The sequence below is a fragment of the Maritalea sp. genome (assembly GCF_051251695.1).
Lineage (GTDB): Bacteria > Pseudomonadota > Alphaproteobacteria > Rhizobiales > Devosiaceae > Maritalea.
Genome location: NZ_JBPOEU010000004.1, coordinates 143,865 through 160,419 on the forward strand (window position 1 = coordinate 143,865; position 16,555 = coordinate 160,419).

13 protein-coding genes and 2 riboswitches are annotated in these 16,555 nt (G+C 50.1%); of the genes, 4 read left to right on the forward strand and 9 right to left on the reverse strand.

All coding sequences use genetic code 11. The annotated features are described in order from the left end of the window. Window positions 1–51 precede the first annotated feature (51 nt). A complete protein-coding gene (locus ACSHWX_RS03410; protein ID WP_435666781.1) occupies window positions 52–3,438 on the reverse strand; it encodes an indolepyruvate ferredoxin oxidoreductase family protein in 3,387 nt (1,128 codons plus the stop codon). Window positions 3,439–3,551: 113 nt separating this feature from the next. Between ACSHWX_RS03410 and ACSHWX_RS03415 the strand changes: the two genes are divergently transcribed. After that, entirely contained in the window at window positions 3,552–4,031 is a 480-nt protein-coding gene (locus ACSHWX_RS03415) for an Lrp/AsnC family transcriptional regulator (RefSeq protein WP_435666782.1), read from the forward strand. On the opposite strand, the gene ACSHWX_RS03420 is transcribed toward ACSHWX_RS03415, so the two are convergent. The 8 genes from ACSHWX_RS03420 to ACSHWX_RS03455 form a co-directional block, all read right to left on the reverse strand. Continuing rightward, complete coding sequence (locus ACSHWX_RS03420) at window positions 4,028–4,426, reverse strand: rhodanese-like domain-containing protein (RefSeq protein WP_435666783.1); 399 nt, start codon at window positions 4,424–4,426, stop codon at window positions 4,028–4,030. The genes ACSHWX_RS03415 and ACSHWX_RS03420 overlap by 4 nt on opposite strands. A 12-nt stretch (window positions 4,427–4,438) precedes the next feature. Then, window positions 4,439–4,732 (reverse strand): GNAT family N-acetyltransferase, encoded by a 294-nt coding sequence (locus tag ACSHWX_RS03425; RefSeq protein ID WP_435666784.1) that lies wholly within the window; start codon window positions 4,730–4,732, stop codon window positions 4,439–4,441. Continuing rightward, on the reverse strand, window positions 4,729–5,196 hold the full coding sequence (locus ACSHWX_RS03430) for an NUDIX domain-containing protein (protein ID WP_435666785.1): 468 nt from the start codon (window positions 5,194–5,196) through the stop codon (window positions 4,729–4,731). The genes ACSHWX_RS03425 and ACSHWX_RS03430 overlap by 4 nt, the downstream gene beginning before the upstream one ends. A gap of 11 nt (window positions 5,197–5,207) precedes the next feature. Then, entirely contained in the window at window positions 5,208–5,837 is a 630-nt protein-coding gene (gene cobO, locus ACSHWX_RS03435; RefSeq protein WP_435666786.1) for a cob(I)yrinic acid a,c-diamide adenosyltransferase, read from the reverse strand. Next, the gene (gene cobN / locus ACSHWX_RS03440) at window positions 5,834–9,571 is read right to left on the reverse strand and encodes a cobaltochelatase subunit CobN (RefSeq protein ID WP_435666787.1); all 3,738 of its coding nucleotides are present in this window, start codon (window positions 9,569–9,571) and stop codon (window positions 5,834–5,836) included. The genes cobO and cobN overlap by 4 nt, the downstream gene beginning before the upstream one ends. Continuing rightward, window positions 9,571–10,638, reverse strand: a complete 1,068-nt coding sequence (gene cobW, locus ACSHWX_RS03445) for a cobalamin biosynthesis protein CobW (RefSeq protein WP_435666788.1) — start codon at window positions 10,636–10,638, stop codon at window positions 9,571–9,573. Before cobW ends, cobN begins: the two co-directional genes overlap by 1 nt. 53 nt (window positions 10,639–10,691) lie before the next feature. Beyond that, window positions 10,692–10,910: riboswitch (cobalamin riboswitch) on the reverse strand. Between the two features lie 16 nt (window positions 10,911–10,926). Further along, window positions 10,927–11,622, reverse strand: coding sequence for a tRNA (5-methylaminomethyl-2-thiouridine)(34)-methyltransferase MnmD (mnmD, locus tag ACSHWX_RS03450; RefSeq protein WP_435666789.1), 696 nt, complete (start codon window positions 11,620–11,622; stop codon window positions 10,927–10,929). A gap of 74 nt (window positions 11,623–11,696) precedes the next feature. Beyond that, a complete protein-coding gene (locus ACSHWX_RS03455; RefSeq protein WP_435666790.1) occupies window positions 11,697–12,374 on the reverse strand; it encodes an energy-coupling factor ABC transporter permease in 678 nt (225 codons plus the stop codon). Between the two features lie 75 nt (window positions 12,375–12,449). Next, window positions 12,450–12,680: riboswitch (cobalamin riboswitch) on the reverse strand. A 52-nt stretch (window positions 12,681–12,732) separates the two neighbouring features. On the opposite strand from ACSHWX_RS03455, the gene ACSHWX_RS03460 reads away from it, so the two are divergent. The 3 genes from ACSHWX_RS03460 to ACSHWX_RS03470 all read left to right on the forward strand — a co-directional run bounded on the left by ACSHWX_RS03460 (window position 12,733) and on the right by ACSHWX_RS03470 (window position 16,529). Continuing rightward, entirely contained in the window at window positions 12,733–13,875 is a 1,143-nt protein-coding gene (locus tag ACSHWX_RS03460; protein WP_435666791.1) for an NAD(P)/FAD-dependent oxidoreductase, read from the forward strand. Between the two features lie 196 nt (window positions 13,876–14,071). Further along, on the forward strand, window positions 14,072–15,019 hold the full coding sequence (locus tag ACSHWX_RS03465; protein WP_435666792.1) for a hypothetical protein: 948 nt from the start codon (window positions 14,072–14,074) through the stop codon (window positions 15,017–15,019). 232 nt (window positions 15,020–15,251) lie between these two features. After that, a complete protein-coding gene (locus tag ACSHWX_RS03470) occupies window positions 15,252–16,529 on the forward strand; it encodes an imelysin family protein (RefSeq protein WP_435666793.1) in 1,278 nt (425 codons plus the stop codon). Window positions 16,530–16,555: the final 26 nt, after the last annotated feature.

Here is a 16,555-nt window from a genome sequence, read left to right on the forward strand (position 1 = left end):
GCCACCCTCAGACTTGACCCGAGGGTGACGAGTTAGTGTGGCGTCTATCCCCTAGACAAGCTCTTTGAGCTTTTTGAAGTAAGCGCCCAAATTAGCTTCTTTCACCACACCATAACCTTTGACCGTCTCAACAAGCCCAGCTCGCTTCATTGCAGCGGCATGGTTTTGTGCGTTGAGGTTTTGCACCAACTCTTCAACAAGCTGGATGTAATCGCCGCGCAATTTGCGTTCATCGCGTCTGTCTTTTGCCCAACCAAAAACATCAAACGCGGTTCCGCGCAATGGTCGCATAGCGTTGAGCATTTTTAATGTTGGCATGGCGACAGCGCCTGGAATGGCAAACTTCTTTGGACGCCCATTTGGCTCTTTGATCCAATTGAGCATTGGCGGTGCCATGTGGAATTTCAACTTACCGCCGCCTTTGAACTTCGTACGCATTTCACTTAAGTGAGCTGTTTCAAGATGCAACCGCGCAACTTCATATTCGTCTTTGTAAGCCATGAGCCGTGCCAACTGATGCGCCACAATTTCACTCAACCCAACCTTGCCAATGCTCGCCTCTGCCACAGAAATCTTCGCGACAATCGACCTATACTGTTCTGCATATTTATCGTCTTGATATTCGGTCAAAAAGGCCGCTCGATCTTGGATCAGCTCATCAAGTGTTTGCTCAAGGTCTGCGTCTTCTTCAACCTGAAATACGTTCGGTTGATCGGCGATAAGACGCCCCAACTCGAAAGCCTGCAAGTTGGCGTCAACAGCTTTACCGTTTAAGACAACGGCCCGACGAATTGCATCGCCATCCAATGGGATACTTCCCTTTTGCCAAGCCATACCGGTCAGCATCATATTGGAAAATACGCTATCCCCAAACAGTTGAACTGAAAGGTTTGTCACATCAAACGAGGTCACAGAATTCGCGCTTGCCTCAAGTTTTTGCAGGCGAATTTCTTCTTGGAAATCAGCAAGTCCACGCAAAACAAAATCAGCCGTTGGCAGAATTTTAGTGTTAGCGATAACGCTCGTTTTGTTCGTGGATAGGCTGGCCATCGGCTCTGCCATATTGGCCACCACCAAATCACATGCGATCAACGCACTTGCGCTTCCTTTATCGATCCGCACCGGGGTTTCTAGCCCCGGTTTTTCCAAAATTTTAAGATGCGAAATGACCGCGCCGCCTTTTTGGGCGAAGCCCATAAAGTCTAACACCGATGCGCCCTTGCCCTGCAAATGCGCGGCCATTGCCAATACGGCACCCACGGTCACCACCCCCGTGCCGCCAATCCCAGTGATCAATATTTCACCAGTCTTTGCGATTTTGGGGTCCGACAATGTTTGCGCTTGGACGAGCAAGTGTTGGCGTTTGGCTTCATCACCAGTTGCTTTTTCCTCGTCGCCCTCAACGGTGACAAAGCTCGGACAAAACCCTTCGACACATGAGAAATCTTTGTTGCAAGACGACTGATCTATCGTTCGCTTCACGCCCCATTTGGTTTTTACTGGGCTGACAGAAATGCAATTTGATTGAACTGAACAATCCCCACACCCTTCGCAAACAGCAGGGTTGATGAAAACGCGTTTCTTGGGGTCTTCAATCAGACCACGTTTACGTTTGCGGCGTTTTTCGGTGGCGCATCCTTGATCAAATATAAGTGCGGTGACGCCTTTTAAGGTTTTCAATTCCTCCTGCACCGCATCAAGGTTTTTACGATGATCAATGCTCATGCCTTCGCCGCGCATCAAATCCCATGCAAAGCGGTCCGGCTTATCGCTGACCAATGCGATGCGTTTTATACCCTCTGCACGCAGTTGTGCGATAAGGCTCTCAACGCTTAACTCCCCGTCCACGTCCTGCCCGCCGGTCATAGCGACAGCATGATTGTAAAGAACTTTGTACGTTACATTTGTGTTGGCGGCGATGGATTGGCGAATGGCCAATAGGCCGGAATGGAAATAAGTACCGTCGCCCAAATTCTGGAAAATGTGCTCGCGGCCCGTATAGGGAGACATGCCAATCCAATTGACGCCCTCACCGCCCATTTGAACGATGCCATTTGTCTCACGCCCCATCCAAGACGCCATGAAATGGCACCCAATGCCGGGTAGTGCCTTGCTGCCTTCTGGCAAGTTTGTGGACCGATTATGCGGACAACCTGAACAGAAATATGGCGTACGCCGTTCAACTTCGAGACCAGCCAGGTTTGGCGCAGGTTGAGGAACAGGAGGTGTCCCCTCAAGGTCCAAAAACTGATGAACCACCTGCGCCAAAATAGAAGGACGCAACTCACCTGCTTCAGGAAGAAGCGGTGTGCCGTCCAATGACTTTTTGCCAATAATTGAGAACCTGTTTTCACTGTTGAAAAATAGCTCTTTAAGTTGCGTTTCAACGACTGCACGCTTCTCTTCAATCACCAGCAGCTTTTCAGCATCTCGTAAGAAAGCTTGATAACCAGTTGGCTCAATCGGCCAAACTAGACCTACTTTATATACGCCAATGCCGGCGCGCTTTGCTGCGGCTTCAGAAAGGCCAAGGTTTTTCAATGTTTGCATCAAATCCGCAAACGCCTTGCCAACGGCAACAATTGCTAGCTTTGGTTTTTTTGCACCAAACGCAACCCTGTCGATTGGGTTCGCGCGGGCAAACGCTTTCACTGCATCAAGTCGCGCCAGCAACTTTTGCTCAAGTACCGGGCCAAAGCTTGTTGCGGGGTCATGGCTTAACTCAAACGGTGGCGTATAGTCGCCTGGCGCGTTGAATTTACGCGGATGCGGCACTTCAATTGCCGCACTAGATTCCAGCACTTCAGATATAGTTTTAATGCCGATCCAAGCGCCAGAAAAGCGCGATGCGGCAAACCCATAAAGCCCAAACGGGATATAGTCCGCAACCCCTGCCGGGTGTAGTACTGGCATCATGAAATGTTCAGCAGCTTGATCTGACTGGTGTGGCATGGAAGATGAAACACATCCGTGGTCATCACCCAAGAATGCAAGCACGCCACCATTTTTTGATGTTCCAAGGGCGTTGCCGTGTTTTAGCGCATCACCAGACCGGTCAACACCTGGCCCTTTTCCATACCAAATGCCAAACACGCCATCAACATTCACTTGTTCGTCGCTCGACACCTCTTGTGTGCCAACCAAGGCCGTGGCCGCTAGGTCTTCGTTGATCGCAGGCTTCACCGTGATGTTTTGCTTATCCAAGGCATCTTTTGCTCTAAACATCGCTTGGTCATATGCGCCAAGCGGGGAGCCGCGATATCCAGAGATAAAGCCCGCGGTGTTTAGCCCTGCAGCTTGATCTGACTTGGCCTGTTCAATGGGAATGCGGACCAGAATGTCAGTACCGGACAGAAAAACGCGCTCTTTGACCAAGCCGTCCGCCAATTCATAATCTGGAAACGCAAAAATGTTGACATCTGCCGGTAACAGGTCCATATCATAACTCCCTCTCTCGGAGGTAGTATCATTCAAATTTCTTGATTAATCCGGTCAAAATTAGTATTATTCTTGGCAATTATTGCATTTTTATTTCATTTACTGGATCAATCATGGCAAATTCATTCGAACTCGACCAAATAGACCGTAAAATCCTTGAATTGCTGCAGTTCAACAGCCGCCTGTCTAACCAAGAAATTGCCAGCCAAGTGGGAAGTTCAGCTTCCTCCGTTTGGCGGCGCATAAATGCACTTGAGGAAGCCGAAATCATCACGGCATACGGGCTTACTGTATCACCCGAGAAATTGGGATATGGCGAGCTGGTTTTGCTTCAGGTTAGTCTTGAGCAACATAACGACGACTATTTGGAAGAGTTCACCCAATTGGTGCGCTCAATCCCCGAAATTTTGGAGTGTTACGCCACAACTGGTGAATATGATTATGTGATGAAAGTGCTGGCGACGGACATGCGGTCTTATCATCGATTTTTGCGCAACAGGCTGATGAGCAAGGCGTTTATCTCAAAGACATTTTCGCAAGTTGTGATGGAAAAAATCAAATTTCAAAAGGTCGTGCCGACCGCGTCGGGCTAATCGTTTGTGCTTTTGGGCGCATCTACAATTGGTGCATTGGCGTCTCGCCATCCCCCAAATCCACCTTCAATATGGGCCACATCGTCAAACCCCATTTGCTTAACCGTTTGGGTTGCCAGCGCTGATCGCCAACCCGCAGCACAAAAGAAAACCAGTTTCTTTGTCGTCGCCAATTCAGCCTTATGATATGGGCTTACTGGGTCAATCCAAAACTCAAGCATCCCCCGAGGCACATGCACTGCGCCCTCAATCTTGCCCTCGCGTTTCAACTCGCGGATGTCACGCAAATCGACAAGCAAGACCTCGTTTTTTTCCAGAGCATGCTGCACGCTCGAAACGGACAAAGTTTCAATCTGCGCCATTGCTTCTTGCACAAGTTGCTTGGCGGATTTCATTTCAGTCTCCTGCTAGACAGCTAAAACATCTGCCCATTCTTTGTGGCGTTTAAACTGCACCACCACATAGGGGCAAACAGGCTTAATCTTACGGCCATTTTTGCGCGCAAACTCCACTCCAGCGACCACCAACTTAGCGGCAATGCCTCGCCCTTCAAAAGGTTTTGGCACCCCCGTATGATCCACAACCATCACATCACCCAACCGGACAAACGTCATTTCCGCTTCATAGCCATCACCTAAATCAGCAAAAAACCTGCCATTTTGGTCGTTCTCTTCAAACTGAATGTTCAATTCAGGCGTCATATCTGATCCTTTGAAAGCAACTTGATGGCCAATTTCATCACGGGATTATGGGAACGGACAAGTTCAATGTGGCCCAATTCGTCTTTGGGCACAAACCTGAGCGCCAAAGATTCCTCGCTCAATATCAGTTCATGCATTTTGTCCACGCGTGCTTTAAAAACAGACATATGCGTTTGCACGACATTGCCATCATCATAAGCGCCAATGCTGCCCGGATCATCAAACAGGGCTACAAACTCGAGTTCTAGTCCAGCGACACCAGTTTCTTCTTCTAGTTCACGAGCTGCACAATCAATTGGTGCTTCTCCTTGATCCGCCTTACCGCCCGGAAATCCCCATTGACCATTATCGCTGCGTTGTTCCATCAAAACACTGTCGCCATTGAACACCAGCACAACGGAACCTTGAGCCAAAGGCTGGTTGATCAGTGGCGCGTCTTCCAGCCGGTCAAAAAACTCAGCCACTTTGAACGTCCCTAAAACTCAATTCCAACTTGCGCTTTAACACCTGAGCGGAACGGATGTTTAATCTGCGTCATGTCAGTTACAAGATCCGCAAAATCAATCAATTCATCTTTGGCATTTCGGCCCGTAATAATAACGTGCTTCATTTCTGGCTTTTGCGCCAGTACTTCAAGGATTTCTTCGACGGGCAGATAGTCATAGCGCAGCACAATATTCAGCTCATCGCATAAAACCATGTCGTGCTTATCGTCTAAAATGAATTCTTTGGCCTGCTCCCAAGCAGCGCGCGCCGCATCGATATCGCGCTGCCGGTCTTGGGTTTCCCAAGTAAACCCTTCGCCCATTGTGGCGAGCGACACTTGGTCAGGAAATTTATCCAACACGTTGCGTTCGCCCGTACCCCATTTGCCTTTGACGAATTGTACAACGGCGACTTTCATGTCGTTGCCAAGGGCGCGAAACACCATGCCGAAGGCGGCGGTTGATTTGCCTTTTCCCTTGCCGGTATGAACAATCGTTAGGCCTTTTTCGATGGTCTTGGTGGCAATAATTTTATCGCGTGCCACCTTCTTCTTTTTCATTTTGTCAGCGTGACGTGCGTTGAGTTCTTCTTCACTCATATTGTCTGTAATCTTGCTCATAGCTGATCGTCACTCCTATCTGAAAAGGGAAAGGTTGCATCTAAAAAGGCATAAGTTGAATTGCGTTTTGGCGTCCAGAACCCACGTTCCATCGCCTCCCTGAATTTGGCAATAAGCTCATCATAGCCAAATTTATTGTTTTGTTGAATAAAGGTGCGCACATCATCATCGGCGACGAACGCGTCAAACGCGATATCGAAATGATGTGACTTCACCGCGCCGGTGGTTGCGGCGAAGGCAAACATATAGTCGGTTGTCGCGATGATCTCGAATGCGCCCTTATAGCCATGGCGCATGACGCCAGCAATCCACTTGGGATTGACCACACGCGACCGCATCACTTTGGCTATTTCTTCGTCCAGCGTTTTGGTAACTGGCCGTTCTGGTCGTGAATGGTCATTGTGATAATTGACGGGTTGTTGGCCAGACAAAGATGTCGCCGTTGCGGTTAGACCACCTTCAAACTGATAATAGTCGTCGCTGTCCAACAGGTCATGTTCGCGGTTGTCCTGATTGTGTACAATCGCATCAACCGATTTCAACCGCGAGATCAGTTGTGCGCGCGCTTTGGTGCCATTGGCTTTGCTGCCATAAGCATATTGCCCCCAATTTAGGAACGCGGTGGCGATATCGTCAATGTCCTGCCAGTTTCCGCTATCCATGATGCCCTGCAGTCCCGCGCCATACGCACCCGGTTTTGACCCAAAGATACGATAGCCAGCCTGCATGGCGGCTTCGTCCTGTGTCGTACCATTATCCATCAACGCGAGCGCGTCTGTGCGCATCCGTTCCGCAATCGGGTTTTCACTTGATGGTTCATCTAGCGACCCAATGGCGCGAATGGCTTTATCAAACAGTTCGATTTGGGCGGGAAACGCATCACGGAAAAACCCGGATATGCGTAGCGTTACGTCAACGCGTGGCCGGCCCAGTTTGGCCAATGGGATAATCTCATAGCCAGACACCCGGTGAGACCCAATATCCCATTTTGGCTTCACTCCGATCAAAGCCATTGCTTGGGCGATATCATCACCGCCGGTGCGCATGTTGGACGTGCCCCAAACCGACAAAGCAATTGCGGAGAGATAAGTGCCGTGATCTTGAAAGTGTCGCGTGATGAGATTTTCAGCAGACTTTTTACCCAACTCCCATGCGGTCGGGGTCGGCACAGCGCGGTTATCGACGGAGTAAAAATTGCGCCCCGTGGGCAACACATCCAAACGGCCCCGCGTCGGTGCGCCGGATGATCCTGGTTCGACGAATTTCCCGTCCAAACCTTTGAGCAAGTTTGCCCGTTCGAGTGCGCCTGATTGATCCAGCTTTGGGGCGATGGAACTGGTGATTTCCGTTAGAACCGCCTTTGTTGAAACCCAACTTGTATCTAGCTCAACCTCGCCATCAACTAACTTCACCGCTAGCAGTTCAAGCCGCTCGATTGTATGCCCAACATGTCGCCAAGTGTCGGTTGACAGTGCAACCAATACTTCAGGTTGTGGGCCATCCCAATTTTCGCCCATGGGGGCAGACAAGGGGTCAAACCCTAATGCCAGATCGTCAGCCAAAGCGCGAATAAGTGATTTATCTTCTGCCCGATCTTCGCCGCGCGGCACACGAGCAAGGGCAACCGACAGGTCCGTTTTAAGGCTGCCGATTGGGGCTTGGCCAAATATATGCAGACCGTCGCGAATTTGAGCCTCTTTGAGTTCGCACAAAAACGTGTCGATGGTGGTTAGCGCGTCATCTTCGGGCTGGTTTTCTAACCCCATATCTTTATCAAGCCCAGTGTCTTTGCAAAGGTCGAGTATCCGGGTTTTGAGGTCTTTCAACCGACGTTGATCCAGACCTGATGCGTTATAATATTCGTCAGCAAGTGCTTCCAGATCCTTGAGCGGCCCATATGTTTCGGCCCGGGTAAGCGGCGGGGTTAGGTGATCGATGATCACCGCGCCGGTGCGCCGTTTGGCTTGTGTTCCCTCGCCCGGATCATTGACGATAAAGGGATAAAAGTGCGGTAGGTTGCCCCACAGCATTTGCGGATAGCAATTTTGGCTAAGCGCGTTGGCTTTGCCCGGCAGCCATTCCAAATTCCCGTGCTTGCCATTGTGGATAATCGCTTGCGCGCCAAACTGATGGCGCAACCACAAATAGGCCGCGAGATAGGCGTGCGGTGGCACTAAATCTGGATCGTGATAGCTGGCTTCAGCATCAAGATGATAGCCGCGAGCTGGTTGCAACATCACCACAGCATTGCCGAAATTCAAAACGGGCAGATGAAAATTCCCATCCCGCACGAATGGATCGGCGTTAGGTTCGCCCCAACGTTTGGTGACGTCAGTTTGCACAACTATCGGCAGGGTTGAAAACAGTGCCTGATATTCCGCAAGTGACATTTGCGCAGGACTGGTTCCACGGGTCGGATGCGCATTGGTCGGCCCAGTTTGCAGCTGTTCGACCAGCGCGTTGCCATTTTCCGGCAGCGTTTTCAGCCCATAGCCAGCGCCTTGCATATAGCGCAATATCTGCACGGTGGATTGCGGCGCATCATAGCCCACGCCGTTGGCAATTCGACCATCACGGATTGGATAGTTCGCCAAGATAATTCCGACCTTGCGATCTGAAACATCAGTTTGCCGAAGCGTTACCCAGTTCGCTGCGAATTGGGCGGCGTCCTTGACCCCATCCATATGGGGTTGGTTCGCGGACAGTGGGCACTGGGTGCGTTCATGCCAAATGTCTTGTTCTTTATGGGCGATTAGAATATCGCCAATGCGGCCATCAAGTTCGGGCAACACCACTTGCATGGCCAAGTCTTTGGCGCTTAATCCCTGAACGTCCTTTTCCCAAACCTCAGACGGACGACCGGCCTGTACAAGTTGAATGATCGGCGCATCGCTATTCACAAACGGGTTTTTCGCGTCCTCAAGATCAGTCAACCCGAGCGCAAAACCGGTAGCGTTTAAGATCACTGCGGGTGGATGTTTTCTGAATGTGCTTTGCACGAACTCAACGCAAGATTGTTCTTTAAGCGACGCTGCGACGATCGACAGTGCTTGAATGCCCCGCGCCTCCAGCGCATCCATAAGGCAGTGGATTGGTGCCATGTTGCCACCGTCCAGCAGCGCCCGGTAAAAGATAATCGGCGCAATTGGCACATCAGCCTTTAACTTAACCTGATCAAGAGGCAACACGCCCTTGGCGCGGTCATAGACACCAGCACGCGCAGTTTGTTTTGGCGCAGGAAGTTCCCCTTTCCTTGCAACCACATTGCGCATCGCTGTCAGTACGCCAGCCATATTGTCAGCACCACCAGCGACAAACAGCGCATGCAATGCATCATATGCACCCGCGTCCAAAGTGGAGCGTGCTTGCAAGTCAGGGTCTGGATTGGCATCACCGGGCAGAAACGCGAGCTTTATGTCATTGTCTGCGCAAAGTGCCGTGAGCTGGTCGACGCCATAGGTCCAATAGGCACGTCCGCCCAAAAGGCGCACGACGATCAGCTTGGCGTGAATGGCTGTTTGCTCCAACCACAGGTCCACCGAAAAATTGTGGCCGATGCGCATGGTGTTGGCCAAACGCAACTGATCGAACTCTTGGGCGTCGGCGGCATTGGCTAAAGCTGCCAATTCCGTATCGGCGGCGGACAAAAACAGGATATCGGCAGGCGACTGACCAAGGTCAATCGCTTCGCCTTCTTGCTGTATCTCGCCGGCTTGTGCGGTGAGAAGGTGCATTATCCCAGCGCCGCTTGCAATTCAGCTGTAATTTGATCGCGATTTAGCGGTGCTTGACCAATAACCACTAAAGATGTGCCGCGCTTGTCTGCTTCATTCCAAGGCCGATCAAAATAGGTATCAATACGCGGACCAACGGCTTGAAGCGACAATCGTGCTGGCGCATCTTTGATGGCTGCAAAGCCCTTAAGGCGCAAGATATCATGTTTGCGGATAACGCTTTCAACTGCATCATTGAGATGTTTTTTGCTCGCCACTTCCGGCAGAAAAATCGAGAAGCTATCAAAATCATCGTGTTCATGGTTGTGGTGATGGTGACCATCGCCCTCAGCCGCATGGTGGCGTTCATGGTGGGACATGCGCCCTTCCATATCCAATTCAGATTCACTCTCAATACCCAAGAGCGCGGCCATGTTGATTTCACCCTTTTGGGTGCGCACCAATTTAACGCCATCGCGAAGGTGTTTGCGTAATTCCGCTTCGACTTCATTGAGTTTATCTTCCTCAACCAAATCAGATTTGTTGAGCAAGATCAGATCAGCGCAGACCAATTGATCTTCAAACAATTCACCCATTGGGGTGTCGTGGTCGAGCATCTCATCGGACTGGCGTTGAGCATCAACGGCTTTTTCGTCGGATGCAAAGCGACCCTCAGCTAATGCAGAAGCATCCGCCACTGTCACCACGCCATCGACCGTTACGTCGGCTTTGATTTCAGGCCAGTTGAACGCGCGCACCAATGGTTGGGGCAGTGCCAATCCAGATGTTTCAATGACAATGTGATCAGGCCGGGGGTCACGCGCTAAAAGCTGCGTGATGGTTGGGATAAAATCTTCAGCCACGGTGCAACAGATACAGCCATTGGCCAGTTCCACCATATCTGTTTCGTCGCATGCTTCGTCGCCGCAACCTTTTAGGACGTCGCGATCAACGCCAACATCGCCAAATTCATTGATGATCAGCGCAATGCGCTTGCCCTTGGCATTATTCAGAACGTGCCGCACGAGTGTGGTTTTGCCTGCGCCCAAAAAGCCAGTAATAACCGTTGCCGGAATTTTCGAATTCATTTTGTTCCTTCTCCGTCCGCCCGACGGGTTTCATAGGTATGTGTGTGCGCAAAATGCGCATTCGTCATGTGGCAGGTCTCCTGGCTCGCGATTCGAACAATGCTTTTCCGCCTTCCCGACTTTTCAGCCAGTGGCAATTGGCATAAGCATCTCATCGCTTACAGTTGCGGGGGCAGCCATGGTTTTGGTCCCTTTTGGGTACGCCGCACCATGTTCCCTTTTCATCCCATCAGCGCACTACGCTGGCGAGAACCACGTGGGTGATGTGACATTAAAGAGCGAGCGGCGTCAATCGCCAGATTGTAGCCGACCACGTATCATTTGATTTTTACCTGCATGGCCGGGGGATTTTTCGACCTCAAATCCAGCGGCTTTCAGATTGCGGCGCACCCAAACCGCAACAGTGTAAGTCGCCAAGGTGCCATTGATGTTGGTTTTTTTGGCAAGGGCGTTCATCAAACCCTCTTCCCACATTTCAGGGTTTTTTGATGGGGAAAATCCATCCAAAAACCATGCGTCTGCTTTATGTTGCCAAGAGGGAAGTTGTTCACGCGCATCGCCCACCGACAATTGAAAACTTGTCTGGTCATCTAGTTTGATCAATTCGCCTTTCAATGCATTTGGCCAGTGCTTAACTAGAATTTTGCAATACTCTTCCAACATGGGCCAAGGACCGATGGCGCGTTGGATTTGGTCGGCGCTCATTGGATAAAGCTCAAAGGACGTGAAATGCAATTGCTGGCCGGGTTGGCGCAATTCACACCATTGTCGCCACGTTTCAAGTAAGTTTAACCCAGTTCCAAATCCCAATTCGCCGATGGAAAATCGGGTCGCTTCCAGCCAACGCTTTTGAACGTTATTACCTTTCAAAAATACGTGGTCACACTCTAGGCGACCATCATTGTGGGAAAAGAAATGATCGTTAAACTGGGGCGAAAATGGCCGGTCATTTTCATGCCATTCAAGATTGTTTTCTTTGGTCATATGTTACCAGCTGTCACAAAAAAGGGGCGGCACCAATTTGGCGCGCGCCCCCAAAACTTTGAATTTATCAATCTTTACGCAGATGCATAAAGGCGTTTTTCAAACAGGCCGTTATCTTTCAAACCGCTCAGTGTTTTCACACCTGCCAGAACGGCGAGGTCCACAAGTGGCTCAATGATGATGACGCTCATATATGCTGCGCCAAACGTCAGTGTGTTCGCCATGTTCGCTGCGCCAAAACCTTGGCCGTAAAATGCCCAGAACATAACCCAAGCCACAATACCGCCCTGATATAGCGTTGAAAGCTGCAACGCCTGGCCGTAACCAATGTCTTTATAAGCTGTTTTTGCTGGAATGATTTTTTGCGCGATTGCCGCCATGGCGAACAATGGCACAAGCAACGTTGTTACGTTCATGCCGAACTGAGGTAGATCAATCGGCGCAAACAGCATGCCTTGCAACAGAAGACCAGCCATCAGGCCAATCGCCGCTGGAGCAGCACCAAAAAGCAAAAACAGGGTTGAGCCCATAATCAAGTGAACTTCAGAAACGCCAACCGGGTGATGTGGCAGCACTTGGAAATAGAAGAAGACCATCGCCGTTGTCAGCACGGAGCGAACGGCGAGCGACATTGCACCATCTGTTTTCACCATGTCCCAGGCCAATTTAGCTGAATAGCCCAAAGCGCCAGTGGCGGTTGCGTAGCTTAAAGTGATTTTAGCACCATCAACGATGCTTGGTTCGATATGCATAATCGAGTTGTTCCTAAAACGTCGTCGCACATTCCCCGTGCGTACGAGTTAATTATCGAGCGACCAAAACAGGTCACCGGTTTATCACTTAAGGCCGGTCTCCGGACTTATGAGTGGAGCGCTTGTCTCCGGACCGATCGCCTTCCCACGAAAACGCAGTGGCTTTTTGATCGGCTTTTCTCATCTACCGTTGCGGGGGCAGTGTTGGACTTGTTCCCCTATTTGGGTCGAGCGCACCAACTTCCCGTTTCATCCATTGGCATTAGCTTGTAACGCCAAATGGACACCTGAAGTAAACCGAACCTAAAAACTGCACCAACGCTTGTCAATGAAGATTGGATGTGATCAACCCAAAACAATGAGTAATTCAGACACCAAAAATTATGATTTGGCGATTATCGGCGGCGGTGTTGTCGGGCTTTGGTGTGCCTACCTCGCCAAACAAGCTGGATTGCGCACCGTTTTGTTTGAAGCCAACAAAATTGCGTCCGGTGCCAGCGGGGGATTGTTGGGCGCTTTGATGCCGCATATGCCGACCCAATGGTATGAGAAAAAGCAATTCCAGTTCGAAGCGCTGATTGACCTTGAAACGATGGTGGCGGCGCTAGAAGCAGAAACGCAAATTGATTGCGGATATGCCCGCGTAGGTCGGATTTTGCCCATGAGCCGTCCTGAACATGAGATTGAGGCCAAGCAGAAATGTGATGCTGCCGCCATTCAATGGGCAAGTGCGCCGAAACATTACGAGATGAGCGTTATTTCGCATCCAACGCACGAAAATTGGCCCCATGCCGACATGATGCCCAATGGCGCAACGATTGATGATTTCTCAGCCCGCATCAATCCACGTGGGGTGACGGATGCTTTACACAAATCCATTGCTGGTTTTGTCGACATTTTTGAACACACATCCGTTGAACTGTCCAAAGACAAAAAACTGATCTTGCCTGACGGCAGTGCCGTTGCGGCAAATGACATTATTGTCACCGCTGGCATCAACTCATTCGAATTGCTCGAACCATTTGTTCCCTCCCTTTCGGGCCGCCCGATAAAAGGGCAAGCCGCGATGCTAGACACCAAACTTGATCCAAACCTGCCGGTGGTGCATCAAAATGGGGTCTATCTCATCGTGCATAATGACGGGCGAACAGCCGTGGGCAGTACGTCAGAGCGCGAGTTTGAAGATGGGTTTACCACCGATCATTTGCTTGAAAATGTCATCGAGCAGGCGCGGCAGATTTGCCCACTGGTTGGCGACGCGCCGGTGGTCGAAAGATGGGCAAGCTTGCGCATGCAGCCCTATGGGCGCGATCCATTGGTTGGGCCTGTGCCCGATCACGATGGCATACACATTTGCACTGGCGGGTTCAAAATCACCTTTGGGATTGCCCATCGGATGGCACAGGCTGTGTTGGCCCCAATTGCAGGAAACACTCCAATTGACCTGCCGCCTAGTTTTCAAGTCGCAAATAGAGTTAATCATATATTTACACCGACTTAGATAACGCTGCGGCGTAAAATTCTACTCGCTTTATTAACCCTTTTGGCAGCAAGAGCGCCGATTTGGCCTCTCCTCAGCCGCACTTTAACCGCTCATTTACAGCTTACGCGCCTTTATCGTTCTGGAAAGATATAGGTGGGTCAAACCCATCCTTTACAAAGTTTTCTGGGTAATGCCGGACTTAAAGGAGAAAATTATGGGACGCTGGACACAAGTTGATAAAGGCGGCGCTGACAATTTTGGCAAGGGCCAAGTCAGCATTCAACATAAGCTAAATGATAGTGGGTTTTTCACCGATGAAGCATTGGCTGAATTGATCGAAAAATATCCGCGCGAATATTACATGCTCAACACCATGACGAAAGTTGGTGAAGAGAAAGTTTGGCGCAGTGGCGACAAGGGCGACCTAACGGGCGCTGAAATTGTTAAAGCCATTCACGATGGTCAAGTTTGGATGTGCCTACGTCGCTTTGACGTTGTAGCCCCAGAATATCATCAATTGATCGACGATTCATTTGAAGAGCTTGAAGAAGGCAACCCGAAGCTTAAAACTTTTAAGCGTGAATCGAGCCTTTTGATCTCATCACCTAATGCACGGGTGTTCTATCACACAGACATTCCGTTTATCTGCCTATGGCATTTGCGCGGCAAAAAGCGCGTTTGGCTTTATGATGCGGATAACAAAGCGCATTTGCCTGACGAAACGCTTGAGGGCGTAATCTTACGGGAAACCGAAGAAGAAGTGGCGTATGACGCTGAATGGGATAAAGAAGCCCAAAGCGTTTTGTTGGAACCGGGTCAGGCCCTTTCTTGGGAACTGAACGCACCACACCGTGTGGACAATGTTGAAGGTCTCAACGTTTCGATCACGACCGAGTTTTTCACCCCAGAAGCCCAGCGCAAATATGGTGTTTATTACACCAACGGGTACATGCGCCGCTATATGGGCATGGAGCCAAAATCAACTGAAACAGATGGTTTGGGCGCTTACGCAAAATGCGCTGCCGCATTGGGCATCAAGAAATTGGGCCTTCTAAAAGGCAAAGAACGCAAGATGATGTGTTCCTTCACAATGGACAAAAATGATCTAACAAAGATCATTGATATCCCTGCCAACGAGCAGTGGGAAATCAAACAAGCCTAATGTTTGAATTGATACAGTTTTTGAAGGCTGGCCATCGTGCCAGCCTTTTTTATTGCCGTTAGGAACATTTTCCGCCAAACTTAGAACCATTCTAAGCTATTGAATATTATGTTGATTTTATATCTGGATTATGCAACTCCACTTAAATTGCTGCTGAAACACTGATTTCAACAGTGTAAAAAATTTAACAGAGTAAATTGGAGCATTGGCAGTTTGGCGCCGATGAGATCAGATGAAAAAAAATCATATTCTAACCACAGCAGGTGCCTTGGCTTGCCTTTTGACATCGAGCGCGTTTGCCGACGGTCACCACGATGTTAAAGGCGTGCTTTCCAACTACGCGAACATCGCCCACGCAGGTTATGAAGACAGCTTGATCACCGCGAGATCACTTGATGCAGCGATTGACAAATTGCTGGCTGAACCAACTTCAGCCAACCTCAACGCGGCACGCGCCGCATGGTTGGCCGCTCGGGTGCCATACCAACAAACTGAAGCCTACCGCTTCGGCAATCCAATTGTTGACGCGTGGGAAGGCAAAGTAAACGCGTGGCCACTTGATGAAGGTCTGATCGATTATGTTGACCTTGGCTATTATGGCGCAGAAAGCGACGAAAACGCATTGTTCACCGCAAACGTGATTGCCAATAGTGAAGTCATGATCAATGGCGAAAAAGTCACCATTGAAAAAATCACCGCTGACGTTATCGCAAACGAGCTGCACGAAGCAGGCGAAGTTGAATCTAACGTCGCCTCTGGCTATCACGCCATCGAGTTTTTGCTTTGGGGCCAAGATTTAAACGGCACTGGACCTGGCGCAGTCAATCGCCCAGCAACTGACTTTGATGTTGCAAATTGCACTGGCGGCAATTGTGATCGCCGTCGCGATTACCTTAAGGCCGCATCAGAACTCACCATTGCAGACTTGGAAGAAATGGTTGCGAACTGGGCCGATAATGGCGCGGCACGCGAAACCGTTCTTGCAGCACAGGATAATTCTGGCCTTTCCACAATTCTAACAGGAATGGGTTCGCTTTCTTACGGTGAACTCGCTGGCGAGCGCATGAAACTTGGCCTATTGGTGCATGATCCAGAAGAAGAGCATGACTGCTTTTCTGACAACACCCACAACTCCCATTTCTACGACGCCAAAGGCATCCAAAATGTCTATTTGGGCAGCTACACAAGGGTAGATGGTTCTGTGGTTTCCGGCCCATCATTGGCTGATTTCGTCGCGCATATTGATGCGGACCTAGACGCAGAACTTCGCGGCAAATTGGATGCCACCATGGGTTCAATGCAAGTGATGGTTGATCGCGCAGCAACCGAAAGCTACGACCAGATGATCGGCGAAGGCAACGAAGGCGGCAACGCCGTTGTGCAAGCGGCCATCAACGCTTTGGTTGACCAAACACGATCTATAGAGCGTGTCGTGGCCAAACTAGAACTAGGCGAAGTCGCTATTGAAGGTTCAGACAGCTTGGACAATCCAAACGCTGTTTTTGAATAAGCGAAACGGGGCTGCTGCAAAGCGGC